25 protein-coding genes are annotated in these 25,792 nt (G+C 59.1%); 13 read left to right on the top strand and 12 right to left on the bottom strand.

The window, feature by feature from the left end; all coding sequences use genetic code 11:
* Nucleotides 1–355: 355 nt before the first annotated feature.
* Both COA55_RS04095 and COA55_RS04090 read right to left on the bottom strand, forming a co-directional pair.
* A complete protein-coding gene (locus tag COA55_RS04095; RefSeq protein ID WP_231883887.1) occupies nucleotides 356–913 on the bottom strand; it encodes a YecA family protein in 558 nt (185 codons plus the stop codon).
* A 98-nt stretch (nucleotides 914–1,011) separates the two neighbouring features.
* Nucleotides 1,012–2,040, bottom strand: a complete 1,029-nt coding sequence (locus COA55_RS04090) for a GGDEF domain-containing protein (protein WP_290500744.1) — start codon at nucleotides 2,038–2,040, stop codon at nucleotides 1,012–1,014.
* Between the two features lie 214 nt (nucleotides 2,041–2,254).
* Between COA55_RS04090 and COA55_RS04085 the strand changes: the two genes are divergently transcribed.
* The 5 genes from COA55_RS04085 (at nucleotide 2,255) to COA55_RS04065 (ending at nucleotide 8,851) form a co-directional block, all read left to right on the top strand.
* The gene (locus tag COA55_RS04085) at nucleotides 2,255–3,349 is read left to right on the top strand and encodes an acyl-CoA dehydrogenase family protein (RefSeq protein ID WP_290500743.1); all 1,095 of its coding nucleotides are present in this window, start codon (nucleotides 2,255–2,257) and stop codon (nucleotides 3,347–3,349) included.
* Nucleotides 3,350–3,358: 9 nt separating this feature from the next.
* The gene (locus COA55_RS04080) at nucleotides 3,359–4,558 is read left to right on the top strand and encodes an acyl-CoA dehydrogenase family protein (RefSeq protein ID WP_290500742.1); all 1,200 of its coding nucleotides are present in this window, start codon (nucleotides 3,359–3,361) and stop codon (nucleotides 4,556–4,558) included.
* A gap of 147 nt (nucleotides 4,559–4,705) precedes the next feature.
* Nucleotides 4,706–5,503, top strand: coding sequence for an SDR family oxidoreductase (locus COA55_RS04075; RefSeq protein WP_290500741.1), 798 nt, complete (start codon nucleotides 4,706–4,708; stop codon nucleotides 5,501–5,503).
* A 105-nt stretch (nucleotides 5,504–5,608) separates the two neighbouring features.
* Nucleotides 5,609–6,460: a tRNA 2-thiocytidine(32) synthetase TtcA gene (gene ttcA / locus COA55_RS04070; RefSeq protein ID WP_290500740.1), complete on the top strand. Its 852-nt coding sequence runs from the start codon at nucleotides 5,609–5,611 to the stop codon at nucleotides 6,458–6,460.
* 231 nt (nucleotides 6,461–6,691) lie between these two features.
* Nucleotides 6,692–8,851, top strand: coding sequence for a malate synthase G (locus COA55_RS04065; protein WP_290500739.1), 2,160 nt, complete (start codon nucleotides 6,692–6,694; stop codon nucleotides 8,849–8,851).
* 262 nt (nucleotides 8,852–9,113) lie between these two features.
* On the opposite strand, the gene COA55_RS04060 is transcribed toward COA55_RS04065, so the two are convergent.
* Nucleotides 9,114–10,052 carry a hypothetical protein gene (locus COA55_RS04060; RefSeq protein ID WP_290500738.1) on the bottom strand — a complete coding sequence of 313 codons (939 nt, stop codon included), beginning with the start codon at nucleotides 10,050–10,052 and terminating at the stop codon, nucleotides 9,114–9,116.
* On the opposite strand from COA55_RS04060, the gene COA55_RS04055 reads away from it, so the two are divergent.
* Entirely contained in the window at nucleotides 10,051–10,728 is a 678-nt protein-coding gene (locus COA55_RS04055; RefSeq protein WP_290500737.1) for a methyltransferase domain-containing protein, read from the top strand. The two genes, COA55_RS04060 and COA55_RS04055, sit on opposite strands and share 2 nt — an antisense overlap.
* A gap of 91 nt (nucleotides 10,729–10,819) precedes the next feature.
* Here the strand turns inward: COA55_RS04055 and COA55_RS04050 are convergent, their stop codons facing one another.
* The 7 genes from COA55_RS04050 to COA55_RS04020 all read right to left on the bottom strand — a co-directional run bounded on the left by COA55_RS04050 (nucleotide 10,820) and on the right by COA55_RS04020 (nucleotide 16,617).
* Nucleotides 10,820–11,317, bottom strand: coding sequence for a hypothetical protein (locus COA55_RS04050; RefSeq protein ID WP_290500736.1), 498 nt, complete (start codon nucleotides 11,315–11,317; stop codon nucleotides 10,820–10,822).
* A gap of 3 nt (nucleotides 11,318–11,320) precedes the next feature.
* A complete protein-coding gene (locus COA55_RS04045; protein WP_290500735.1) occupies nucleotides 11,321–11,746 on the bottom strand; it encodes a GNAT family N-acetyltransferase in 426 nt (141 codons plus the stop codon).
* A 10-nt stretch (nucleotides 11,747–11,756) separates the two neighbouring features.
* Nucleotides 11,757–12,905 (bottom strand): cupin domain-containing protein, encoded by a 1,149-nt coding sequence (locus tag COA55_RS04040; protein ID WP_290500734.1) that lies wholly within the window; start codon nucleotides 12,903–12,905, stop codon nucleotides 11,757–11,759.
* Entirely contained in the window at nucleotides 12,905–14,275 is a 1,371-nt protein-coding gene (gene purB, locus COA55_RS04035) for an adenylosuccinate lyase (protein ID WP_063519454.1), read from the bottom strand. The genes COA55_RS04040 and purB overlap by 1 nt, the downstream gene beginning before the upstream one ends.
* Before the next feature lie 138 nt (nucleotides 14,276–14,413).
* The gene (hflD, locus tag COA55_RS04030) at nucleotides 14,414–15,052 is read right to left on the bottom strand and encodes a high frequency lysogenization protein HflD (protein WP_290500733.1); all 639 of its coding nucleotides are present in this window, start codon (nucleotides 15,050–15,052) and stop codon (nucleotides 14,414–14,416) included.
* Nucleotides 15,049–16,143, bottom strand: a complete 1,095-nt coding sequence (mnmA, locus tag COA55_RS04025) for a tRNA 2-thiouridine(34) synthase MnmA (protein ID WP_290500732.1) — start codon at nucleotides 16,141–16,143, stop codon at nucleotides 15,049–15,051. The genes hflD and mnmA overlap by 4 nt, the downstream gene beginning before the upstream one ends.
* Nucleotides 16,144–16,149: 6 nt before the next feature.
* Nucleotides 16,150–16,617 (bottom strand): NUDIX hydrolase, encoded by a 468-nt coding sequence (locus tag COA55_RS04020; protein ID WP_063519457.1) that lies wholly within the window; start codon nucleotides 16,615–16,617, stop codon nucleotides 16,150–16,152.
* Between the two features lie 129 nt (nucleotides 16,618–16,746).
* On the opposite strand from COA55_RS04020, the gene moaC reads away from it, so the two are divergent.
* The 3 genes from moaC to COA55_RS04005 are packed head-to-tail and all read left to right on the top strand — an operon-like array spanning nucleotide 16,747 to nucleotide 17,955.
* Nucleotides 16,747–17,229 (top strand): cyclic pyranopterin monophosphate synthase MoaC, encoded by a 483-nt coding sequence (gene moaC, locus COA55_RS04015; protein WP_063518667.1) that lies wholly within the window; start codon nucleotides 16,747–16,749, stop codon nucleotides 17,227–17,229.
* 1 nt (nucleotide 17,230) lies between these two features.
* Nucleotides 17,231–17,485, top strand: coding sequence for a molybdopterin converting factor subunit 1 (moaD, locus tag COA55_RS04010; protein WP_063518668.1), 255 nt, complete (start codon nucleotides 17,231–17,233; stop codon nucleotides 17,483–17,485).
* Entirely contained in the window at nucleotides 17,482–17,955 is a 474-nt protein-coding gene (locus COA55_RS04005; protein WP_290500731.1) for a molybdenum cofactor biosynthesis protein MoaE, read from the top strand. Before moaD ends, COA55_RS04005 begins: the two co-directional genes overlap by 4 nt.
* On the opposite strand, the gene COA55_RS04000 is transcribed toward COA55_RS04005, so the two are convergent.
* A complete protein-coding gene (locus tag COA55_RS04000; RefSeq protein ID WP_082872461.1) occupies nucleotides 17,858–18,481 on the bottom strand; it encodes a pseudouridine synthase in 624 nt (207 codons plus the stop codon). The genes COA55_RS04005 and COA55_RS04000 overlap by 98 nt on opposite strands.
* A gap of 209 nt (nucleotides 18,482–18,690) precedes the next feature.
* Between COA55_RS04000 and COA55_RS03995 the strand changes: the two genes are divergently transcribed.
* Both COA55_RS03995 and icd read left to right on the top strand, forming a co-directional pair.
* Nucleotides 18,691–20,913, top strand: a complete 2,223-nt coding sequence (locus tag COA55_RS03995; RefSeq protein WP_290500730.1) for an NADP-dependent isocitrate dehydrogenase — start codon at nucleotides 18,691–18,693, stop codon at nucleotides 20,911–20,913.
* A gap of 286 nt (nucleotides 20,914–21,199) precedes the next feature.
* Nucleotides 21,200–22,462 carry an NADP-dependent isocitrate dehydrogenase gene (icd, locus tag COA55_RS03990; RefSeq protein ID WP_290500729.1) on the top strand — a complete coding sequence of 421 codons (1,263 nt, stop codon included), beginning with the start codon at nucleotides 21,200–21,202 and terminating at the stop codon, nucleotides 22,460–22,462.
* Between the two features lie 57 nt (nucleotides 22,463–22,519).
* On the opposite strand, the gene COA55_RS03985 is transcribed toward icd, so the two are convergent.
* The gene (locus COA55_RS03985; RefSeq protein WP_290500728.1) at nucleotides 22,520–22,774 is read right to left on the bottom strand and encodes a cold-shock protein; all 255 of its coding nucleotides are present in this window, start codon (nucleotides 22,772–22,774) and stop codon (nucleotides 22,520–22,522) included.
* A 271-nt stretch (nucleotides 22,775–23,045) separates the two neighbouring features.
* Between COA55_RS03985 and clpS the strand changes: the two genes are divergently transcribed.
* Both clpS and clpA read left to right on the top strand, forming a co-directional pair.
* Nucleotides 23,046–23,402 carry an ATP-dependent Clp protease adapter ClpS gene (gene clpS, locus COA55_RS03980; RefSeq protein WP_063521726.1) on the top strand — a complete coding sequence of 119 codons (357 nt, stop codon included), beginning with the start codon at nucleotides 23,046–23,048 and terminating at the stop codon, nucleotides 23,400–23,402.
* Nucleotides 23,403–23,435: 33 nt separating this feature from the next.
* Nucleotides 23,436–25,700 (top strand): ATP-dependent Clp protease ATP-binding subunit ClpA, encoded by a 2,265-nt coding sequence (gene clpA / locus COA55_RS03975; RefSeq protein WP_290500727.1) that lies wholly within the window; start codon nucleotides 23,436–23,438, stop codon nucleotides 25,698–25,700.
* Nucleotides 25,701–25,792 lie beyond the last annotated feature (92 nt).

Genomic DNA, 25,792 nt, shown 5'->3' with positions numbered 1-25,792 from the left:
GCCTGGCTGATGTCATCTGTAGGTTCGCGGTTCTCAACGGCCGAAGTGAAGCTGGCCCGGGCCAGTGTCGGGCAGGCCGGCCGGGATTCTGTTTGGGCGGATGCCAGTACCGGCGCCAGCAGGCTGGCCAAAACTATGACGCGCACGCGTTCCCCCTGATCATTATTGTCCGGTGCCACCTGTTTTTTGTCTCGGTGGTTTAATTTGCAAGACTAGAGCGTTGCTCTGGCAAGGGCGTGGAACTGGGTCACGTTACGCCTGACGGTGTGATCAGTGGGCTTAAGGGAAGGGCCAGCGGCAAAGGGAGAAATGGCGCCAAGCGGGAACACCGGGCGCCGCTGAATTCGGTCCCGGATCAGGCCGGTTCGCCACCTTCATCCGGGCCATGAAAGCAAAGAAACAGCTCTTCGATCAGTTCCGGGATACCCAAGGCCATTTGCCGGACGACCTGGGTGTTGTCCCACAGGGCATCCAGTTCTTCGTCTTCATCAAGGCCGGAAATCAGGATAAAGGGCAACAGCAGATTAACGATGGTTTCTTCGTCGTTTTCATACCAAAGCGGTTCATTCACGAACACGCCGGTCATAAAGCCGGCACACCAGCTTGCCAGATCCTGGCCATCTTCTTCCTGGTAGGGGTCGAGCAGGCAAGGCAGGTTCACCGTTTCGCCACCGAGCAGTTGGGTAACCAGGCGCTGGCGCAGCTGGTCGAGTGCTGCGGCCACGTCGTCTGGAACCGGCATGTCCAGCTCATGGGCGTAATCCACCGGGGGCGTTTCCCCGGCTTCGTGCGGGCCAGCGGCCAGGGCGCACAGCATGCCGTGAATTTCCGTCCAGGTGGGTGCGTCTTCGCCCAGGCTGGCGAAATGCTGGCGGACGGTGTTCTTCAGGCTTGGATTGGTAATCTCTGACATGCTTTTCTCCCGGTGGCGAGCAAGCATACCGATAGACGCGCCGGGCCTCCACCGTCCTGTTGCGTTTGCCTGTCGAATGCTGGATTCATGCTCAGCACCTAGCTGGCTAACTCGATGCGGTTTCTGCCCAGGCCCTTGGCTTCGTAGAGGGCGTTGTCCGCACGTTTGATAAATTGCTCAGCGCTTTCGCCGGGTTGGTAATGGGTGAGCCCGGCGGAAAATTCGCTGCTCAGGTTTGCTGTGAAGGAATAGTGTTGTTGTGAGAACTGGCGGCGCAAGCGCTCCAGTGCGGCCAGGCAGGCCTGGGTGCTGGTGTGGGGGAACAACACCACGAATTCCTCCCCGCCATAGCGGGCCAACAGGTCAGACTTGCGTAATCCCTGGGAAGCCAGTTGTGCAAAGCGATGCAGCACTTCGTCTCCGGCGTGGTGGCCGTAGGTATCGTTGACTTGCTTGAAGTGGTCCAGATCAAGAATGGCCAGGTGCAGGGGGCTGTTCTCCCGCGCGGCGCGGGACATTTCCTCTTCCAGCCGTTCCAGAAAATGACGGCGGTTGTAGAGTCCGGTCAGGTCGTCGCGCACGGCAATGGCACTGAGGCGGTCGTGGGCTTCGCGCAGTCGTTCGCGTTGTTCTCGTACCCGCAATTGCAGGTTGTGGATATACCCGCCCATATAGATAAACCAGCCCAGACCCAGGGTCAGGATGATCCAGTGCCCGATCAGGTAGGAGAAAATCGCCTGTTGGGGAGCGTTTATCCATTCATAGATCTGTAACCCGCTGAAGCAAAGCAGAGTGAAGGCAGCCATCAGCAGCATGCGTCGGCGGTCCAGTGCGAACACCCCAAAGGTCATGACCATAAAGTAGATGCTCAGCATGGCGCCGCGCAGTTCGCGGGAGTAATGCAGAATAGTGGTGGTCAGCAGGATGCCCACGGCCATTTGCAGGATGGTCAGGCTGGGATCGCCAAAGCGGTCGCTGACGCCACTGCGAATAAGCAGATAGAACAGCCCGTTGATGGCAAAGACCACCGCGAAGAAGGTCAGGTGCGGTGTGTTGGGTTCAAAAGCGGTGAGTTCCACACCAATGAAGGTGCCTGCCCACAATAAACAATAGGAATAGATCGCCATGACTTGGCGTTTTAACCGGACCGCGCGCTCCGGGGGATCTTTGGGTATCAGTGTTAACACGGGCAACAGGCGCCTAGCCGAATGATTGTTGTATTTTTAGTCAACTTTACCGTTTTTATCGTCCGGGGTCACAGACCTGTCATTGTCGGTGGTAGACAGCCAGTGACAAACTGTTGTTCAAACAATCGTTTGCTTGCCGGGATGAGGCCCTTGTATGTCCACACCGCTTTTTGACCTGACATTAACCGAAGAACAGCGCATGACCCGTGAAGGAATGCGCAAGATGGTGCGTGATTCCCTGTTTCCGCAATCGCGCGCAGCGGATGACGCAGCAAAGGCGAATGGTGAACTGTTAAACAGCATCGCCGGTTTTGGCCTGGCGTTGATGCCCATGCCGGAAGCTCTGGGCGGTGTGGGCATGCCACGTTCGCCGCTCTCCAATGCACTGGCAGTGGAAGATCTGGCCGAGGGGGATATTTCTCATACCCTGGCGGCCTTGCAGCCCATGGCTGCCGTCAACGCCCTGGTGGATTTCGGTAGCGACGAGCAGCAGGAACGCTGGTTGCCTGCCATGGCCACGGAAACCTTTACCGGTGCGGCCATCGCGCTGACGGAGCCGCGCGCCACTTTCGAGCCGTCGTCGCCAGCTACCACGGCACAAAGTGCAAACGGGCAAGTGGTGCTCAATGGAGTGAAGAGCCTGGTGCCGTTGGCCGAGCAATGTGAGTGGTTTGTGATGGTGGCGGCGGAAAAGGGAGAGGTATCCGCCTTTATCGTTCCGAAAGACGCGGCCGGCCTGACCATTCAGGCGGAGGCGTACATGGGACTGCGCAGTGCAGAACCGGCCACGCTGACGTTGGAATCGGTGACCGTGCCCGAGGCCGACCGGTTGGCCCATTTCGATCTGGACCGGCTGCTGGGGCTGTCGCGTATTGGTCAGTGTGCGCTGGCGGTGGGCTGCTGTCAGGCAGTGATGGAATACGCGATCCCCTACGTGAATGAACGCAAGGCCTTTGGCGAGCCCATTGCCTGGCGCCAGTCCGTGGCATTCATGGTGGCTAACATGGCCATCGAGATCGAAGGGATGCGGCTGATGATGCTACGTGCCGCCAGTCGGGCCGAACAAGGGCTGGATTTCCACAAGGAAGCCTATCTGGCGCAGCTGCTGTGCATGGAGAAGGCCATGGAAATTGGCACCAACGGCATCCAGTTGTTTGGCGGAGCGGGCTTCGTTCGCGATTACCCGCTGGAAATGTGGTACCGGAACTTGCGCAGCATTGCCGTGCTTCACGGCAGCCTGATGGTGTAGGAGAACAACATGATTAATCTGGAATTGCCGGAAAAGCTCACACAAACCCAGAAAATGGCGCAGCAATTGGCCAGTGGCGTTTTTCGTCCCATCGCGCGCAAGTACGACGCTATTGAACACTGTGATACGCCGGAAGAGCTCAAGCCGGTTGCGCAGATGATGGCGGCCATGCCCCGTGCTGGAGGCAAGAAAGACGGGGGGAGCGACGGCATAAAAAATGGCAGCAACATGATGGGCATCATGGGCGTAGAAGCCATGTGCTGGGGAGATGTGGGGCTGATGCTGTCGATCCCTGGCGCCAGCGGGCTTGGCAATGCTGCGATCATGGCGGTGGGCACCCCGGAGCAGAAGGAAAAATACGGCAAACTGTACTGCGCCATGGCGATTACCGAGCCGGGCGCGGGCTCCGATTCCGCTGCGGTTGCGACCACTGCGGTGGCCGATGGGGATGAATGGGTGCTTAACGGCGAGAAAATCTACTGCACCGCCGGTCAGCGCTGCGATGCCATTGTCGTTTGGGCCACGCTGGACAAAACCCTGGGCAAGGCGGCGATCAAGTCTTTTATCGTGCCCCGTGATAATCCTGGCGTGCAGCTGGTGCGTGTGGAAGACAAGATGGGCCTGCGGGTGTCGGATACCGCCGCGTTGGCGTTCAATAATTGCCGGATTCCCAAGGATCATATTCTCGGTTCCGCCGAGGTGGGAGATACCGAGGAGGCGCGTAAAAAAGCCTTTGGCGGAGTGATGCAGACATTCGACAACACTCGCCCCCAAGTGGCTGCCATGGCCTTGGGCGTGGCGCGTGCGGCGCTGGAAATAACCCGTGAAGTGTTTGAAAAAGAAGGGCTTGAGGCGGATTTCTCGAAACTACCTTATAACTCGACAGCCCGCGAACTGGAGCTCTACCGGCTGGAAGCGGCCCTGGAAGCGGCCCGCCTGATGACGCTGAAGGCCGCCTGGATGGCCGACAATGGCCAGCCCAATTCCCGTGAAGCTTCCATGTGTAAAGCCAAGGCGGGGCGTATGGGGAACGATGTGACACTTAAGTGTGTGGCGTTGTGTGGTGAGCTGGGTTACTCAGAGCGCACCCTGCTGGAAAAACTGGCCCGCGATTCAAAGATTATCGATATCTTTGAAGGCACACAGCAGATCCAGCAGCTGATCGTGGCAAGGCACTTGCTTGGGCTGTCGTCCAAAGAGCTGAAATAGGAAAAATAGCTACGAGCTACGAGCTACGAGCTACAAGCTACAAGCTACAAGCTACAAGCGAAAAAAGAAGAGCGCGGCCTGGCCGCGCTTTTTGTTTTTGGGTTGGGGCATTAAGCTTGGCCATTGTCATGGTTCGAGGGAAATTCTATGTCTGAGTCGCTGGCTGGCAGGGTCGTCTGGATTACCGGGGCATCCTCCGGGATTGGTGAAGCGTTGGCAAAGGAATATGCCCGTCGCGGAGCCAGGCTGGTGCTGTCCGCTCGCCGGCAAGAAGAGCTGGAGCGAGTGTGTGGCGGGCTGGTGAACAGCGAAGAGCACGTAGTGCTGCCGCTGGACCTTGGCCAGAGTGAGGCCATGGCGCCAGCCGTGGAGCGGGTCAGGCAGGCCTGCGGACGGCTGGACCAGGTGGTGCACAATGGCGGGATTTCCCAGCGCTCACTGGTGGCCGACACGGATCTGTCCGTGGATCGCCAGATCATGGAGGTGAATTTCTTCGGCACCGTGGCGCTGACCAAGGCCGTGCTTCCCTGGCTGAAAGAGCAAGGGGGTGGACGTTTTGTGGTGATTACCTCCCTGGTGGGGGAGCTGCCAACGCCGCTGCGTAGCGCCTACAGCGCCAGCAAGCACGCCTTGCATGGCTTCTTCGAGTCCCTGCGGGCGGAAGAGTATGATCAGGGCATCCGCGTGACGCTGGTGATGCCCGGCTTTATTCGCACCCAGGTGTCGGTCAACGCCCTTACCGCCGATGGCTCTCGCCAGGGCACCATGGACGACGCCCAGCAGACCGCCATGGCCCCGGAAGAATGCGCCAAACGGCTGGTCGAAGCCGTGCAGCGGGGCCGTGATCAGGTTATCATCGCCGGCCGCGAAGGGGCGGGCATCTACCTGAAACGCTGGGCTCCCTCGCTGTACCGTCGACTGATCCGCAAAATGAAGGTCACATAAACGCTCTCACGCGGCACGCAACACGCTTCACGCACAAGCCGGTTCTCGCGCCATTGATGTTGGATGAAGCGTGATGACTGTTACACAGATATAGAAAGGGTTCCCATGGACACGCTGGACGCCAAACAACGGACTCGCCTTAACAAGCTGCAGAAGAAGCTGCGGCGGGAAACGGGCCGCGCCATTGCTGATTTCAACATGATCAGTGAGGGTGACAAGGTGATGGTGTGTCTGTCCGGCGGCAAGGATTCCTACACCATGCTGGAGATTCTGCGCAATCTTCAGCACTCCGCGCCGGTCAATTTCGAGCTGGTAGCGGTGAACCTGGACCAGAAACAACCCGGGTTCCCGGAGCACATCCTGCCCGAGTATCTGGAAAAAGAAGGCGTGGCCTACCATATCCTGGAAAAGGACACCTATTCCATCGTCAAGGAGAAGGTGCCGGAGGGCAAGACCACCTGTGGCCTGTGTTCACGCCTGCGCCGGGGCAGCCTGTACGGGTTTGCCGAGGAAATCGGTGCCAACAAGATTGCCCTTGGCCACCACCGGGATGACATCGTCGAAACCCTGTTCCTGAACATGTTCTACGGCGGCAAGATGAAGGCCATGCCCCCCAAGCTGCGCAGCGATGACAACCGCAATGTGGTGATTCGCCCGCTGGCTTATTGCCGTGAGAAGGACATCATCGAGTTTTCCGCCCTGAAAGAGTACCCGATTATTCCCTGCAACCTCTGTGGTTCCCAGAAGAACCTGCAGCGCCAGGTGATCAAGGACATGTTGCAGCAATGGGACAAGCAACAGCCGGGACGCATTGAAAATATCTTTGCGGCGGTACAGAACATTGCTCCTTCCCAGCTGGCAGACACCCGCCTGTTCGACTTTGAAAACCTGGAGCAGGGTCAGCAGCAGGGCGGTGAACAGGCACATCGGCTGGATGTGGTTAACCTGTTCGCCTGATCAAAAAAACAGCAGTTTCGAGTTTGTTTACCGCTAAACATGATTCACGGCGCCGTTTCCGGTAAAATGCCGTCGCCTTATTTCAGGGCGCCCGTCTTTACGCGCCTTGAACCGTTTCCCCGGGGTTTCGCGATAATCCAGACGGCGGCGTGTTGATGCCGACCGGTTGCCGGATTTTCCCCGAACGTCCCGATTAACCAAGATTCTCTCGACCAGAAGGGTAGGAGCACCATGACCGATCGTATTCAGAAGGGTGGCCTGGAAATCGCCGCCGAACTCCATGATCTGGTAGTCAATGAGATTGCGCCGGGTACCGGCGTCGACCCGGAACACTTCTGGGCCGAGCTGGAAAGCATCCTCAATGACCTGGCCCCCAAGAACAAGGCGCTGTTGGCCAAACGTGACGACCTGCAGAAGCAGATCGACGCCTGGCACAAGGCCCGCACGGGGCAAGCCATCGACATGGCTGAGTACAAGCAGTTCCTGACTGAAATCGGTTACCTGCTGCCTGAAGGTGACGACTTCAACGTCACCACCGAGAACGTGGATGCCGAAATTGCCACCATCGCCGGCCCGCAGCTGGTGGTGCCGGTGAAGAATGCGCGCTTTGCCCTGAACGCGGCCAACGCGCGCTGGGGCAGCCTGTACGATGCCCTCTACGGCACCGACGTAATCTCCGACGAAGGCGGTGCCGAAAAAGGCGGCGCCTACAACCCCAAGCGCGGCGCCAAGGTGATTGCCTGGGCCCGTGACTTCCTGGACAACTATTTCCCGCTGGCCAGCGGCTCCCACAAGGACAGCACTGGTTACGCCATCGAAGACGGCAAGCTGGTTGTGTCCCTGGGTTCAGAAAAAACCGGTCTGAAAGATGAATCCCAGCTGCAGGGTTACCTGGGCGATGCCGCCGCACCCACTGGTGTGCTGGTGAAGCACAACAACCTGCACGCAGAAATCCAGTTCGACGCCAGCCACCCGATCGGGGCTGACGATGCGGCCAACATGAAAGACGTGCTGCTGGAATCCGCCATCACCACCATCCAGGATTGCGAAGATTCCGTTGCCGCCGTTGACGCGGAAGACAAGGTCGAGGTGTACCGCAACTGGGCCGGTTTGATGAAAGGGGACCTGGAAGAAAGCTTCCAGAAAGGCGGCAAGACCATGACCCGCTCCATGAACGCGGACCGTGAATACACCGCACTGGACGGCTCCACTTTGACCCTGCACGGTCGTTCACTGCTGCTGGTTCGCAACGTGGGTCACCTGATGACCAACCCGGCGATTCTACACAACGGTGAAGAAACTCCGGAAGGCATTATGGATGGCATGGTTACCGTGCTGGCCGCCATGCATGACCTGAAGAACATCAACAAGCTGAGCAACAGCCGCACCGGCTCCGTGTATATCGTGAAGCCGAAAATGCATGGCCCGGAAGAAGTGGCCTTTGCGGTTGAGCTGTTCGAGCGTGTAGAAAAAGCTTTAGGTTTGCCTGCTAACACCTTGAAAATTGGCATTATGGATGAAGAGCGTCGCACCACGGTGAACCTGAAGGAGTGTATCCGTCAGGCGAAGGAGCGTGTCATCTTCATCAACACCGGCTTCTTGGATCGCACCGGTGACGAAATGCACACCTCCATGGAAGCGGGCCCCATGGCACCCAAGGGTGAAATGAAAGCCCTGCCGTGGATTGGCGCCTACGAAGACTGGAACGTGGACATCGGCCTGGAATGCGGCCTGAAAGGTCACGCCCAGATCGGTAAAGGCATGTGGGCAATGCCAGACGAAATGGCGCAGATGATGGCCAACAAGGCCGGTCACCCGAAAGCCGGTGCCAACTGTGCCTGGGTACCGTCACCCACTGCAGCCACGCTGCACGTGACCCATTACCATGAAATCAACGTGGCAGAGGTTCAGGAAAAGCTGGCCAGCCGCACCCGTGCGTCCCTGGACGACATCCTCACCATCCCGTTGCTGACCCGCGAACTGACCGCCGAAGAAATCCAGCAGGAGCTGGATAACAACGCCCAGGGGATGCTGGGTTATGTGGTGCGCTGGATTGATAGTGGCGTGGGTTGCTCCAAGGTGCCGGACATCAAGGATGTGGGGCTGATGGAAGACCGCGCGACCCTGCGGATTTCCAGCCAGCACGTGGCCAACTGGTTGCATCATGGAATCTGCAGCAAAGAGCAGGTACTGGAAACCATGAAGCGCATGGCGGAAGTGGTGGATCGTCAGAATGCCAACGACCCGGACTACGTGCCCATGGCCAAGGACTTCGACGGCTCCGTTGCCTTCCAGGCAGCCTGTGAGCTGGTATTCGAAGGCTGCGCACAGCCAAGCGGCTACACCGAGCCGGTTCTGCACCGTCGTCGCCGTGAGCTGAAAGCCAAGTAAGGCGTTCAGCACAGCAAAAAAAGCCCCGCTAGCCGGGGCTTTTTTGTGGGTGGCTTTTACTCGGCAGGAAGGGTGATCCCTAACCCATGGGCTTTCTACAAAGCCGCTGTAGGAGCACCGTTCAGGGTGCGAACCTCGCGCAGCGAGGATGCGGATTTGTCTAGCGGGTTGATGATGGGCTCTAACCCTTACGCCGAAATCGCGCCGCCAGCGACGCTCCTACAGCAGGAATCGGGGCCTCACCTGCGAGCCTGTCCTGCAGCTACTCTTGTTCCACCATCACCTCCAGCGGCAAGGTCATGCTTCGCTGCCCGCTTTGATAGCCTCCAATGCTCTGACGGCTTCCGCTCTGCGTCACGGTGATACTGCCCATGGGCTGCCAGCGGCCCGGCGTGACCCGCAAGGTGGTGGCGCTGTGCTGGGTGCGGGCGATGTTGTGGCTGGCCGGTTGATCAAAGCGCTGGCTGATTTGTAGCACCACGCTGCCGTCCGGGGTCAGTTGTGGTGTTACCTGAATCCCCTGATCCAGTTGCGCGAAGGTGGTGCCGTAATAACCACCGCTGAGGGCGACCAGGGTGCCTTGGCTCACATTGGCCGGGTAACCACTAAGAGTACGAATCTGGTAATGATCCTCGCGCTGCTGTTGCTGGCTCTGCTGGCCGATGCGAACCTCGCCCTGAATCACAGGCGCCTGGCCGGACTCGATTCGACCACCAACGCTGGAATCGATACCACCTTGTTGGCTGCTGCTGCCTTGTTGGCGTCGCAGATGCACGATCAGGGTTGAGGGGGTGGCTTTCAGGCCGCCGAGTACGCTTTGCAGCTCCTGCATGCTGGCCTCGGTGGTGCGCACAATCAGCTTGCCGCGATAGGCGCGAACGGAGCCGCCTGCAGGCAATAATGGCTCAATCACAGGGGCCAGGGCGGGAGCGTCCGGGCGCTCCAGCACATGAATGCTCATATCGTCGGCCGAAGACAGGCCGGGGAGGGTGAGCATGATAACAAGCAGTGTCAGGCACAGGCGCATGGTGTCCTCGCAGAGGTCGGTGGTTGCGGGGTTCCGACTCTCTCTACAGTAGCGCTGCCCGCAGCGGCTCGCCAGTAGGGTGGTGGCGATGAAATCCTGCCAGGGGCTGGCACTGGCGCCCACCATGCCTACAATGTGCGTCCCGTCAGTCGCTTCGCCATTCAGGAATGCCATGTTTGCCAATAGCCGTGCGGTTAGCTCGAACCAGTCGGGTGTCCATGTTGATCTGGAAAAAGTGGTGCGCCGCCACCTGGCGTCGGCCTGGCGGGCTCCCATCGCCGACCACGACCGTCGTGCCTTCGAGCAGGCCCGGGCCTGGCGCGATGACCAAGGGGCAGATCGCCCGCTAATGCTGGATTCCGGCTGTGGCACGGGGCGCTCCTCCGTGCTGTTGGCGCAGGCGAACCCGGAGGCGTTGGTGGTCGGTGTGGATCAGTCGGCCAACCGGCTGGAGCGCGGCGGTCGCCGTTGGTTGCAGCCGCCGGAGAATCTGCTGTTCTTGCGTGCGGACTGCACCGGGTTATGGCGCCTGATGGCGCAGGCCGAGTGGGGACTTGCCCGGCATCAGATCCTATACCCGAATCCCTGGCCGAAAAGCGCCCACCTGAAGCGGCGCTGGCAGGGGCACCCGGTGTGGCCCTCCGTGCTGGCGTTGGGCGGTGAACTTGAGTTGCGCAGCAACTGGCTGGTTTATCTTGAGGAGGTTCAGGCGGCGCTGGCAATCAGTGAGATTGACGCGGTACTGGTGCAGTTAGCGGTAGACGGGGAGGCCGCGACGGATTTTGAAGAGAAGTATCTGGCCAGCGGGCAAACCGTCTGGCAGTTGACCGCAAGCCTGGCGAGGGATTGAAAGACTGTCGGATTACGCCTTTCAGGCTAATTCGACCTACAAAAAACGACCTTTCAAGTAGGTCGTATTAGGCGTAGCCGTAATCCGACATTCAAAGCCTAAGCTCACGCAGCTCCGATGATCCGCCGGCTCGTTCCCAATGCTCCTGAAACTGTTTGCCCAGCCGCGGCGCACGCGGTAGTCGGTGTCCACACAGATCCAGTCGTCCGGGGCGCGGCCAGCCGCTGGCTTCAAACAGGCCAGTGCCATCGGCAATGGCGAAGCACAGCTGGGCATCGCTGTCATCTTGCTGGGTCTGGCGGAGGATGATCCGTGAGGGCAGGCGGCGAGACAGATGAATTAGCCGGTGGCCGGTGCGCACGGCATTGTCCGCACTATCAAACAGAATGCGGATATCGACCCGGGCACTGCTCAGGGCAAGGCGCTTGATGGCGCTGCACACCTCGGCGTTGTCGGTGAGCGCATCCAGCGTGGGAACCCGCAGCCAGAGGCTGCGGCGGCTGGCGCCGATCAGCGCGGCCAGCGCGTGGCCGGCGTGATGACGTTCCGGGTGGTGCAGGGTGTCGTCGTCGCCAATGACCAGCTGCATGGGCTAGATCAGCGGCTTGAACATCTGCCGGTGGGGGATATTGGCATCCATGAAAATGCCGCCGGACACGGAGAAACCTGCGGCTTCGTAGAAGCTGGTGGCGTGGGTCTGGGCGTGCAGGAAGATCTCTTCCATGCCATTGGCTCGGGCGGTTTCTTCAGCGGCGACCAGCAGCGAGCTGCCGACACCATTGTTGCGCTGTTCGGAAAGCACACACAGGCGGCTGATCTGGCCGTTGGGCAGCAGGCGAATACAACCCACGGGCTGCTGTTCGGCGTCCAGGGCGAGAAAGTGAATGGCGGCGCTGTCTTCACCATCCCATTCCAGCTCTTCGGGAACATGCTGTTCGTTGATGAAGACCTTCTGGCGGAGGGCTCGCAGGGCGGCTTCGTGTTCGTCCCAACGGGTTTCGATAATGCTGATAGCCATAGGGGTCTCGTTATAGTGGGGCGAAGTAGCCCTGTTCAATCCATTCATGGAGCAATTCTCTTGCGGTGGGCGTCATGACGGCGTCCAGCTCGCTTTCTTGGTAGCGTCTTTTGCTGGCCAATAGCTGCACCAGCGGGCGTTGTTGTTCTGTTAGCGTGTGGCTGTCTCCGTTGAGCCAGGCCAGTTTGCCCTGCATGAGCAGGCGCACACTGCCGTGGCGAACCAGGGCCACTTTGTCATCGCGTTCGCGAATATGGTGATCATCTACCGCAAATTCAAGGCCATCCAGCCGGGGGGTGGATAGCCAGCGATAAACTGCGCGTTCGATGGCGTCAGGCTGGAGCAGGTCCAGGGCGCCGCGAATCAGTTGTTGACGGTCTGCATCGGCCAGTACGGCGGGGTCAGACGTGACATCCCGGTCCGGATCGGTGAACAGCTGGCTGTCGGACTCGGCCAGGCATTCGCCGGCGATTTCGGCCATCAGCATCTGGTAGTCCGGGGCGCGAAAGCCCACCGACCAGGTAATGCAGTCGCTGTCTTCGGCAACGCCGTGGTGGGCTACGCCGGGGGGCAGGTAGAGCACGTCGCCAGGGCCGGCGACGAACTCTTCGCGCACGGGCATGTCGGCCAGCAGTTTCAGCTCATCGGTGGGCTGGCGGGGCGTGCTCTCGTCACAGACGTCGCCGATCTGCCAGCGACGGCGGCCGGCGGCCTGAATCAGGAAGACGTCATAACGGTCGAAGTGTGGGCCGACACTGCCCCCTTTGGCGGCATAGCTGATCATGATGTCTTCCACCCGCCAGTTGGGCAGGAAGGCAAAGTCGTCCAGCAGCAGCGAGGTTTCAGTGAGGAAGTGGTCCACGGACTGGACCAGTAACGTCCAGTTTTCCTCGCCCAGGGTTTCGAAGACATCGTCAGCGAGGGGGCTTTGCAACACTGACCAGGGGCCGTTGCCGGCGCCGGTGATGATGCGTGCCTCCACGGACTCTTCCAGTGCCAGTCCGGCCAGGGTGTTGGCGTCAGGCTGGTCCAGCCCATGGGCGGCACCGGGCATGAACAGGGGCTTTTTCTGCCAATGCTCACGCAAAAACGCTGCCGGCTTCATGGGGAGGATGAAGCGCGGCAGCGTCAAGGCAGGCAGCTGAGGCGCTGAGGGCATCAGATGCTACGGGCTTGCTGGGCGGCATTGCCCACATAGGTGGCCGGGGTCATGGCCAGCAGGATTTCCTTGGCTTCATCGGGGATCGCCAGATCATTGATGAAGGCGGTCAGGGTGTCCTGATTGATGCCGTCCTTGCCGCGGGTCAGCGCCTTGAGTTTCTCGTAGGGCTTCTCGATTCCATACCGGCGCATCACCGTCTGGATGGGTTCGGCCAGCACCTCCCAGGCGGCATCCAGGTCTTCGTCCAGGCGGGCCGGGTTTACTTCCAGTTTGCCGATGCCTTTCAGGCTGGCTTCAAAGGCAATCAGGCTGTGCGCCAGGCCCACGCCCACGTTACGCAGCACGGTGGAGTCGGTCAGGTCGCGCTGCCAGCGGGACATGGGCAGCTTGGCGGCCAAGTGATCCATGATGGCGTTGGCCAGACCCAGGTTGCCTTCGGAGTTCTCGAAGTCGATGGGGTTGACCTTGTGCGGCATGGTGGAGGAGCCCACTTCGCCTTCCACGGTGCGCTGCTTGAAGTAACCCAGGGAGATGTAGCCCCAGACGTCACGATCGAAGTCCAGCAGGATGGTGTTGAAGCGCATCAGGGCGTGGAAGTACTCGGCAATGCAGTCGTGGGGTTCGATCTGGGTGGTGAAAGGGTTGAAGGTAAGCCCCAGGCCTTCCACAAAGCGGCGTGCAAAGGCTTCCCAGTCCACGTCCGGGTAAGCGGACAGGTGGGCGTTGTAGTTGCCCACTGCACCGTTGATCTTGCCGAGCAGTTCCACCGCGGCGAACTGGTCACGCTGGCGTTGCAGGCGAGCGACCACGTTGGCCATTTCCTTGCCCACGGTGGTGGGGGAGGCGGACTGGCCATGGGTGCGCGACAGCATGGGCTGGTCGGCCTGGGCGTGGGCCTGCTTGCGGATGGCGCTGATTACCTGGTCCATTTTGGGCAGCAGGAGTTCACGGGCTTCCTTGAGCATCAGCGAGTAGGACAGGTTGTTGATGTCTTCGCTGGTGCAGGCGAAGTGTACGAACTCGCTCATGCTGGCCAGTTCGTCGTGTTCCGCCATCTGTTCCTTGATGAAATATTCCACGGCTTTGACGTCGTGGTTGGTGGTGGCTTCGATGGCCTTGATGCGCTCGGCATGCTGGACCTCGAAATCACGGGTGACGCCGCGCAGGTGCCAGGCAGCCTGGCCACTCATCAAGGGGACTTCCGGGATGTTCTTGTCATGGGCCAGCTGTTCCAGCCAGCTGACTTCCACATGGACGCGGAAGCGAATCAGGCCGTATTCACTGGTGGTGTTGCGCAGTGCATCGACTTTGCTGGCGTAACGACCGTCTACCGGTGAAATGGCAGTCAAAGAGGTAAGGCTGGACATGTCAGGCTCCCGAATATCGTCCAAGTAGGTACGTACACGTACATTCCAAAGGCGGCGCAATCATACAGCAAAATTCCGCAAACTGCGCCGCTGTTGATGACAGCTGAAAGTTGATCTATTTATAGCTTTAACAGTCGCTTATAAGACTCTGATATCAATGGACTCAATGAGCGAAAGGAGGCGCTTTCGATGGAACAGAAGGTGCCAGCGACGCCCGCCCAGCTGGTGCCAAAGGAAGGCGGCGCGCACCCCGGCCAGAAACAGGGCGCGGATGCGTGCGGCCTTGTCGTCGTCCTGCAGATGGGCTGGGTCGCCCTTGACCTGAATGCGAAATCGAAAGGTGCCCAGGGTATCCACATAGATACCGGCAATGCGGTGGCAAAAGGCGTCATCGGAGAATTTGTCAAAGTGGGCCTGCTGGCCGCTCAGCGCCAGCAGGCGGTTGCGCAGAATGCTTACGGTGTCCTCATTCTTGCGCAGCTTGCCGGCCAGGTGGAGCAGGGCCAGGCCGTAGTTGAGCGGGCGCAAGTTGGCGCCACGGGACTCCTTGTTCAGGCTGCGGTTGAGCAGGCTGACGCCTTCGCGGAGCTGGCTGGGTTGAGCATAGATGCTGTCGAAATCGTCAGCATCCAGCGCCATGACGCCGGCAATCAACGCTTCGAAGGCTTTGGGGTCACAGTCTCCACGCTGGGCCACATCGTCGGCCAGCTGGGCCGCTTCAAACACGGCGGCCAGGGCCAGCAGTTGCTGTTGTTCCGGCGAGAAACGTTCGCTCATGCGGTTTCCTCAATGACGGCGCCGCCCAGGCAGACCGGGCCATCGTAGAACACCACGGACTGTCCGGGTGTGACGGCGCGTTGTGGTTGATCAAATATGACATGCACCCGGCCGTCGCCGGCATCGCTGACGGTGCAGACCTGGTCGGGTTGGCGGTAGCGGGTCTTGGCGGTGAGCCGGGCCGGCAAGGTCGGAGCTTCCAGGGCGACCCATTGCATGGGCGCGCTGGTCAGTTCCCGGCTGTAGAGCAGCGGGTGGTCCGTGCCTTGTACGGCGATCAACACATTGCGATCCAGATCCTTGCCGGCCACGTACCAGGGGGCTTCGCTGGCACTGGCCAGGCCGCCAATGCCCAGCCCCTGGCGTTGGCCCAGGGTGTAGTACATAAGCCCGTCATGTTTGCCGATGACGTTGCCGTGGTCATCCTCAATGGTGCCGGGCTGGGCAGGCAGGTACTGCTCCAGGAAATCCTTGAAGCGGCGCTCACCGATAAAGCAGATGCCGGTGGAGTCTTTCTTCTTGTGGTTGTCGAAGCCTTTTTCTTCGGCAATGCGGCGAACTTCCGGTTTTTCCAGATCTCCCAGCGGGAACAGGGTGCGGTCGAATTTCTGGTAGTCCACCGCATGCAGGAAATAGGTCTGGTCCTTGTTGGTGTCCACCGCGCGCAGTAGCTGCGCTTTGTCGCCATGGCTGACCTGGGAGTAATGCCCGGTGGCGATGTAATCCGCGCCCAGGGTGATGGCGTGATCGAGGAATGCCTGGAACTTGATTTCCTTGTTACAGAGGATGTCCGGGTTGGGGGTGCGCCCGGCCTTGTATTCGGCGAGAAAGTGGGCGAATACGCGATCCCAGTACTGCTCGGCAAAATTGGCAGTGTGCAGCTCAATGCCCAGTACGCCGGCCACCTGCATGGCGTCGAGCAGGTCTTCCCGGGCGGTGCAGTAGTCGGTGCCGTCGTCCTCGTTCCAGTTCTTCATGAACAGGCCTTCGACCTGATAACCGGCATCAATCAGGCGGGCCGCAGCCACGGAGGAGTCCACACCGCCGGACATGCCGACGATCACACGAGTGTCTTTGGGGGCCTTACGCATGGCAAATCATCCTCTCTGCAGAGGCCAGGGGTGCTGATAAATGCTGTCCAGGGGCAGTCGTCGCCCGGACAGGTAATCATCCAGGCATTTTTCCACCAGGGCGCTGCGGTGCTGGTGCCGACGGGCGCGGAATTCATCCGGGGTCAGCCATTCGGCTTCGAGAATGCCGGTATCGAGCTTCTGTTTCGGGTCGTGGCTGACTGGCCGGGCCACGAAGCAGGTGCGGTAATAGACACCGGCGCCCTTGTGGGGCTGGAAGATATACCAGCCGAGCAGGTCGGTAATGTCTACCTGCCAGGCGCTTTCTTCGAGGGTTTCGCGGTAGGCCGCCTGCATCAGGTTCTCGCCGAACTCCACATGGCCCGCGGGCTGGTTCAGCACTTCCTCGCCCTTGCTCATTTCTCGGACAAACAGGAAGCGGCCGTCTTGTTCGACTACGCAGGCCACAGTAATGTGCGGCTCAAAGCTGTTCATAGCGTATCCTACCGGACAGGAAGCACCGGTTGCCGTCATGGGCCGGGGGCGATGCTTCATTCAATTCTGGAAAGGCGGGAATGGTAGCGCAGCGGCGCCACAGACAACAGAGCGGAGACACCTCTGAACATGACAGATCAACGATTTACCCACCTGGATGACAGTGGCCGGGCCCAGATGGTGGATGTCACCGACAAGGACAGCACCCAGCGTACCGCCACTGCGCAGGCGCGGGTGCGCATGCAGCCGGCCACGCTGGAAATGATACTGGGAGGCAAACACCCCAAAGGTGATGTGCTCGCCACCGCCCGAATTGCCGGCATTCAGGCGGCAAAGAAGACCTGGGACCTGATTCCTCTGTGTCACCCGCTGTTGCTAACTGGTGTCACTGTTACCATCGAACCGGAAGGAGCGGATGCGCTGTGCGTGCAGGCAACCTGCAAGCTCAAGGGCACCACTGGCGTGGAGATGGAAGCCTTGACCGCCGCATCAGTGGCCAGCCTGACGCTCTATGATATGTGCAAGGCGGTGGACCGGGGCATGGTGATTGAATCCGTGTGCCTGCTGGAAAAATCCGGTGGCCGCAGTGGCCAGTTCCGTCGGGAGGATTAAGGTGATCGAGATACGTTTCTTTGCTGCTCTGCGTGAGCGGGTGGGCAGTGACAGCCTGACGGTCACGCCGCCGGATGGTGTCGACACGGTGGCTGCCCTGGTCGCATGGCTGGCCGACGACAAGGCGTCGGTGGCCGGTGCGCTGGAGGCGACACCCCGCTATATGGTGGCGGTGAATGAGGTGCTCAGCCAGGAGCAGGCGGCGGTTCGGGATGGCGATGTGGTCGCCCTGTTCCCGCCGGTGACCGGCGGATGAAGGTTCATGTGGCCGTCACGGACACGTCGCTGGTGCCGGCGCAGCCGTACGGCTGGCTTCGCGACGCGGGTCTCAGCGGCGCCATGGTGCAGTTCAGTGGCCAGGTGCGCGATGAGCAGGGCAGGGTGGAGGCGCTGCATCTGGAGCATTACCCGGGGATGACGGAGGCAGTGTTGCGCACCATTGTCGATCAGGCTGGCCAGAAATGGCACCTCAATGGTGCCTGGGTGGTGCACAGAGTTGGCACCATGATGGTGGCTGATGACATCGTGCAGGTGGCCGTCAGTGCCCCGCATCGACAGGATGCGTTTGCGGCCTGCGCCTTTATCATGGATCTACTGAAAACCCGCGCGCCGTTCTGGAAGAAGGAGCTTATCGGCGGCCGCTGGGTTTGGGTCGAGGCCCGCCAGAGCGATGACGAGGCCGCCGCTGCCTGGCTGCAGGCGGCTTCGGCGCGTGAACCGTCATAGCGCGCCATTCTCCAGGGGCGAGAGCCTCAAGGTTCCAGTCGCCAATCTGCCAGCGAACCAGCCGCAGGGTGGGGTGGCCAATGGCTGCGGTCATTCGTCGCACCTGTCGGTTTCGACCTTCGTCTATGGTGAGCTTGAGCCAGCTATCCGGTACGGTTTTCCGCAAGCGGACGGGTGGATTGCGTGGCCATAACGCGGGCGGCTCGATCAGTTCGACCTTGGCCGGGCGCGTGGGGCCATCCTTCAGGGTGATGCCTTGGCGTAATTTTTGCAGTTCCTGCCCCCCGGGCCTGCCTTCCACCTGAACCAGATAGGTTTTGGGAAGCTTGAACCGCGGATCGCTGATGCGTGCCTGCAGGGCGCCGTCATCGGTCAGCAACAACAGGCCTTCAGAATCCCAGTCCAGTCGACCGGCCGGGTATACGCCGGGCATCGGCACGCACTCGCGCAAGGTTCGCCGGCCCTGGTCGTCGCTGAACTGGGAGAGGACCTGAAACGGTTTGTTAAGTAAGATCAATTGCGCCATGGGGTGAGTATCGATGACTGTTGCTGGTCTGCGGTTGCTACCGCTTGTCCTAACAAGGCTAAACGGTCGGTGCTATACTCGCCAGCTTATGCAGAATACAGTTTTATTCGGAGGGAGCACTCCTGTTGGGTGCCCGCTGATCTGACGGCCAAAAGCCGACTGATATCAGGCGGAAAGCTCTACCAATACAATTGGGACCTTGTAATTCTATGACCACGCCTAAAATTATTTACACCATGACTGACGAGGCGCCTGCGCTGGCGACCTATTCCTTTTTACCCATCATTGAAAAATTCACTTCGATCGCTGGCATTGAAGTTGAGAGCAGTGATATTTCCCTCGCTACACGCATTCTTGCCAGCTTTCCTGAATATCTGACCGACCAGCAGAAGGTGAATGACACCCTGGCCGAACTGGGTGATCTGACCCAGGATCCGGAAGCGAACATCATCAAGCTTCCCAATATCAGTGCTTCCATCCACCAGCTCAGAGCGGCCATCGCCGAACTTAACGAGCATGGCTACCCGGTGCCGGAATACCCGGATGAGCCGCAAAGCGAGGAAGAGGAAGACATTCTGGCCCGGTACACCAAAATTCTCGGCTCTGCGGTGAACCCGGTGCTCCGCGAAGGCAACTCCGACCGCCGCGCCCCCATTGCGGTTAAAAACTATGCCCGCAAGAACCCCCATAGCATGGGCTACTGGAGCCCGGCTTCGCGCACCCACGTGGCACACATGCGTGGCGGCGACTTCTTTTCCCATGAGACCTCCTCGACGATAGAAAAGGCCTGCAAGGTGCGCATCGAGTTCGAGGACGAAAACGGCACTGTGACGGTCAAAAAACCGGAACTTCCGCTTCTTGATGGCGAAGTCATTGATGCCATGTACATGAGCAAGAATGCGCTCAGTGAGTTCTTTGACAAACAAATCGAAGATGCCAAGAACACCGGCATGCTGTTCTCACTGCACGTTAAAGCCACCATGATGAAGGTCTCTCACCCCATCGTGTTCGGGCATGCGGTACGGCGCTTCTACAAGGAGCTGTTCGACAAGCATGGCGATGTGCTGGAAGAGATTGGTGCCAACCCGAATAACGGCTTGAGTCACATTTACCAGAAAATCGAAGAATTGCCGATTTCCCAGCGCCTGGAGATCGAAACCACGATCCGCGCCTGTTACCTGCATCGCCCGGAACTGGCCATGGTTGATTCCGACCGCGGCATTTCCAACCTGCACGTCCCTTCCGACGTTATTGTTGATGCCTCCATGCCGGCCATGATTCGCCAGGGTGGCAAGATGTATGGTGCCGACGGCAAGTTGAAAGATACCAAGGCGGTGATTCCGGAAAGCACCTACGCCACCATCTACCAGGAAGTCATCAACTTCTGCAAAACCCATGGGGCCTTTGATCCCGTTACCTGTGGCTCGGTACCGAATGTGGGCTTGATGGCGCAGAAGGCAGAGGAGTATGGCTCCCACGACAAGACCTTTGAAGCCAGTGAAAAGGGCACCATGCGCATTGTGCGTGAGGACGGTGAGGTGTTGCTGACTCACGATGTGGAGAAAGGCGATATCTGGCGCATGTGCCAGGCCAAGGACCTGCCCATTCGTGACTGGGTGAAACTGGCCGTGGTTCGTGCCCGGCAAAGCAACACTCCGGCTATCTTCTGGCTGGACAAGGAGCGGGCCCACGATCAACAGATGATCCGAAAGGTTCGCAAATATCTCAAGGAACACGATACCGAAGGCCTTGATATCCGCATCATGTCTCCGGTTCAGGCGATCCGCTACACCATGGAGCGCATGATCCGCGGCAAAGACACTATCTCCGTCACGGGGAACGTGCTGCGTGATTACCTGACCGACTTGTTCCCCATTCTGGAACTCGGCACCAGTGCCAAGATGCTGTCCATCGTTCCCTTGATGGCTGGCGGCGGACTCTACGAAACCGGTGCTGGCGGTTCGGCCCCCAAGCATGTGCAGCAATTCCTGGAAGAGAATCACCTGCGCTGGGACTCGCTGGGCGAATTCCTGGCGCTGTCGGTTTCCATTCAGGAGCTGGGCGAGAAGTATGGCAACAACAAGGCCAAGGTAATCGCAGCGGCTCTGGACAAGGCCAATGAGCAGTATCTGGAGCAGAACAAGTCACCGTCACGGAAAGTCGGCCAGCCGGATAACCGGGTGAGCCATTTCTTTGTGGCCATGTATTGGGCCCAGGCGCTGGCCGCACAGGATGAGGACGCAGAGCTGAAGGAAACCTTCACGGCTATTGCCGCTTCGCTGACGGAAAACGAAGAGACAATCGTCAACGAAATGGTGGCCGTGCAAGGCTCGCCCATTGATATCGGCGGTTACTATAATCCCGATTTCAGCAAGGCTTCGGCCGCTATGCGGCCCAGTGCAACCTTTAACGGCATACTCGAGAAGCTCTAGCCAGGCTGTGTCTGACCTGGTGAAGCGTACAGCTGTTGAGTCATGTGGCCTTGGAGGGAGTGTTTCTCCTGGTCACAAGGCACAGCAGATGTGTGCTTCAGGGCTTGCCCGGTAAGGCGTTTCAGCGACCCTTGCCACCGATCCCCGTGGCCGGGCGTTCCCCGTTCCCCACGTCCCTTGCAGTCAATCTCTCAAGTGCCAAACCGATGCTCCACCCTGACTTTGGCTCGATGCTATACTCGCGAGTAGAGGCCGAATTCGCTTTTATTCAGAGGGAGAAGTGTAGATGGGATACCAAAAGATCACGGTTCCTGCAGACGGTGACAAAATCACGGTTAATGCGGACCTGTCCCTGAATGTCCCCAATCATCCGATTATTCCTTATATCGAAGGGGATGGCATTGGTGTCGACATTTCACCAGTGATGATCAAGGTGGTTAACGCTGCCATCGAGAAAGCCTACGGCACCAAGCGTGGTATTACCTGGATGGAAGTTTACGCCGGGGAAAAAGCCACGGTCGTATACGGGCCTGACGAGTGGCTGCCCGAGGAAACCCTGGAAGCCCTGCGGGAATTCACCGTGGGCATCAAGGGCCCATTGACCACTCCGGTGGGCGGCGGCATCCGTTCCCTTAACGTGTCCCTGCGCCAAGAGCTCGACCTGTACACCTGTATGCGCCCGGTGCGCTATTTTGAAGGGGTTCCCAGCCCTGTTGTTCATCCCGAACTTACCGACATGATCATCTTTCGTGAGAACTCGGAAGATATTTATGCGGGCATTGAGTGGGCGGCGGACAGCCCGGAAGCCACCAAACTGATCCGTTTCCTGCGTGAGGAAATGGGGGTTACCCAGATTCGCTTCCCGGAAGGCTGCGGGATCGGCGTCAAGCCGGTGTCCCGCGAAGGGACCCAGCGGCTGGTGCGCAAGGCGATCCAGTATGCCATCGATAACGACAAGGATTCGGTTACCCTGGTGCACAAAGGCAACATCATGAAGTACACCGAGGGCGCCTTTAAGGATTGGGGCTATCAGCTTGCCGGCGAGCGTTTTGGCGCTGAATTGCTGGATGGCGGACCCTGGATGACCATGAAGAATCCCAATACCGGCAAGGAAATCATCATCAAGGATGTGATCGCCGATGCGTTTCTGCAGCAGATCCTGATGCGCCCGGCGGATTACAGCGTGATTGCCACCCTGAATCTGAACGGCGATTACATTTCCGATGCGCTGGCAGCGGAAGTCGGCGGGATTGGTATTGCGCCGGGGGCCAATATTGGTGGTTCCGTGTCGCTGTTCGAGGCCACCCACGGCACCGCGCCCAAGTACGCCGGGCAGGACAAGGTCAACCCTGGTTCACTGATCCTGTCTGCGGAAATGATGCTGCGCCACATGGGGTGGAGCGATGCGGCTGACCGGATCATCAACGGCGTGGAAGGCGCGATTGCAGCGAAAACGGTGACCTACGACTTCGAGCGACTGATGCCGGACGCGACACTGTTGACCTGCTCAGAGTTTGGGAATGCGGTGATTGAGCATATGGGCGCCTGAGGCGCCCGACGGGCTCAACAGCTGGCTTGCAGTATGAGCCAGCCGGGCAGGGAAGGGTCAGGAGAGTGTCGTCTGATCTTCAGTGACGCCTTCTTCGTTACTGGCTTCTTCGTTGGCGCGCAGGTTGACGGCATGGAAGCCCTTGTTGGCCGGTTGCACCTCGTACTCCACGGGTTGCCCGGCTTTCAGGCTTTTATAGCCGTCCATCTGAATGTAGGAATAGTGGACGAACAAGTCTTCGCCCCCTTCGTCCGGGCGTACAAAACCGTAGCCCTTGGCGTTGTTAAACCACTTTACTCGTCCCGTTGCCATGGTCCTTCCCTCTGCCTATCCAATGGCGATTATGTTTATTTTTATCCTCGGGCTGCCGGCTGCGGTAAACTGGCACCTGAGTCTATTGTGCAACTTTTAAACATGCACAGCAGGGTGTCAACCCCGTGAAATCATCCCGGTGAATTGATTTGCTGCGGGGGATTGAAAAAACACCGACCACCCATCATTTCTTCATTGCCTGCTGACGCCAGCAGGGTTACAACGGTTTTGAGGCTTTATGAATTGGCATCAACAAGATTGGCATCCGGTAATGATTGACGAAACAGGCGCGCTACGTTGTGGGCCGGCAGACTCCCCCTCAGACCCGGACCGACACGGTGATATGGCCGTGGAAGAGGCCAAGCCGAAGCTGAAACCGCCATCCATGTACAAGGTGTTGATGTTGAATGATGACTACACGCCGATGGATTTTGTGGTAGAGATACTGGAAGACTTCTTCAATCTGGGCCGTGAGCAGGCCACCCGTGTCATGCTCACCGTGCACACTGAAGGAAAGGCGGTGTGCGGGGTCTATCCCCAGGACATAGCCGAAACAAAAGCCACGCAAGTGGTGGAATACGCCCGGGAGAATCAGCATCCGCTGATGTGTCAGGTGGAACAGGCCTGATGCCCTTGCGGGCCCATGCAGTGAGGTAGCCTTATGCTCAGCAAAGAACTTGAAATGACGCTTAACGAGGCGTTTCGCCACGCACGTGGCCACCGTCATGAGTTTATGACCGTGGAGCATTTGCTGCTGGCGCTGCTGGATAACGAGGCGGCCGTCGAGGTCCTGCGTGCCTGTGCCGCAGACCTGGATGAATTGCGTGATGCGTTATCCCAGTTTATCGAGGACTCAACACCGCTGTTACCGGATACCGATCCGGAGCGCGACACCCAGCCCACACTGGGCTTTCAGCGGGTGTTGCAGCGTGCGGTATTCAGTGTGCAGTCTTCCGGCAAGAAGGAAGTGACCGGGGCCAATGTGCTGGTGGCCATCTTCAACGAACAGGAAAGCCAGGCAGTCTATTTTCTTAACTGTCAGGACATTCACCGCCTGGATATCGTTAACTTTATTGCCCACGGTATTTCCCAGATTCAGGATGCAGAGCCGTCCATCGAGACCGAGCAGGACATGGAAGCGGGCGCGGAAGGCGCCCCGGCCAGCGCGCTGGACAATTACGCCACCAACCTGAACGAAATGGCCCGTGAGGATCGTATTGATCCGCTGGTGGGGCGTGCGTTTGAAATTGAGCGGGCGGCGCAGATTCTATGCCGTCGCCGCAAGAACAACCCCTTGCTGGTGGGTGAGCCCGGTGTCGGTAAAACCGCCATTGCCGAAGGGCTGGCTCGTATGATCGTGGAAGGGCAGGTGCCCGAGCCGTTGCTGGATGCGGTGGTGTATTCATTGGATCTGGGCGCGTTGCTGGCCGGTACCAAGTACCGGGGCGATTTCGAGAAACGCCTGAAAACCCTGCTGGCAGAACTGAAGAAAGAGCCCAACTCGATTCTCTTTATCGATGAAATTCACACCATCATCGGAGCCGGTGCGGCCTCCGGCGGGGTAATGGATGCCTCCAATCTGCTCAAGCCGCTGCTGGCCTCCGGTGAGCTGAAATGCATGGGGTCCACCACGTTCCAGGAGTACCGGGGCGTGTTCGAGAAGGACCGGGCCCTGTCACGTCGCTTCCAGAAAATCGATGTGGTTGAGCCGTCCGTGGAAGACACCGTGGGGATTCTCAAGGGGCTGAAAAGCCGTTTTGAGGCTCACCATGACGTGAGCTACACGGATGCGGCCCTGAAAGCCGCTGCAGAGCTGAGTGCCCGCTACATCAACGACCGTTACCTGCCTGACAAGGCCATCGACGTGATTGACGAAGTCGGTGCCTGGCAGCGCCTGCGCCCGGAAGACCTGCGCAAGCACACCATTGAGGAAACCGACGTGGAGGACATGGTGGCCAAGATTGCCCGAATTCCTCCCAAGCAGGTGTCGTCCTCCGACAAGGAGCTGCTGCGTAACCTTGAGCGCGACCTGAAAATGACCGTATTCGGCCAGGATGAGGCCGTCGATACCATTTCAGCGGCGATCAAACTGTCCCGTGCGGGCCTCAAGGGCGAGCACAAGCCCATCGGCAGCTTTATGTTTGCTGGCCCCACCGGGGTGGGTAAAACGGAAGTGAGCCGTCAGCTGGCCCGGGCACTGGGCGTGGAACTGGTGCGCTTCGATATGTCCGAGTACATGGAGCGACACACCGTGAGCCGCCTGATTGGCGCGCCTCCCGGCTATGTGGGCTTCGATCAGGGCGGTTTGCTTACCGAAGCCATTACCAAGACGCCGCACTGTGTGCTGTTGCTGGATGAAATCGAGAAGGCGCATCCGGAAGTGTTCAATATCCTGTTGCAGGTGATGGACAATGCCACGCTGACCGACAACAACGGCCGCAAGGCGGACTTCCGCAATGTGATCCTGATCATGACCACCAACGCCGGCGCGGAAGTGCTGAACAAGCGTTCTATCGGCTTTACCGAGCAGGACAACAGCACCGACGGCATGGAAATGCTCAAAAAGGTCTTCACGCCGGAATTCCGTAACCGTCTGGATGGCACCATTCAGTTCCTGCCGCTGACCAGTAAGGTGATTCTGGGTGTGGTCGACAAGTTCCTGGTGGAACTGCAGGCCCAGCTTGATGAGCGCGGTGTGGTGCTGAATGTGGATGATGCGGCCCGTAACTGGTTGGCCGAGAAGGGCTACGACAAGGATATGGGCGCCCGGCCCATGGCGCGTCTGCTCCAGGAAAAAATCAAGAAACCGTTGGCAGAGAAACTGCTGTTTGGCGAATTGGCTGGTGCCGGTGGGCAGGTCAATATCACCGAAAAAGACGGGGAGCTGGTGCTTTCCGTGGAAGCGGCCACAGCGGAGCCCGCGTAAACAGAAGTGGCGGGCGCCTTTCTTTTACGAAAGGCGCTCCGCTCGTTTTCCATCAACGCACAGACAACAAAAAAACCCGGCAATGCCGGGTT

This window comes from Alcanivorax sp., from assembly GCF_002733835.1.
Lineage (GTDB): Bacteria > Pseudomonadota > Gammaproteobacteria > Pseudomonadales > Alcanivoracaceae > Alcanivorax.
The sequence above is the reverse complement of the archived record's forward strand: the minus strand, read 5'-3'. Positions and strand labels throughout refer to the sequence as shown.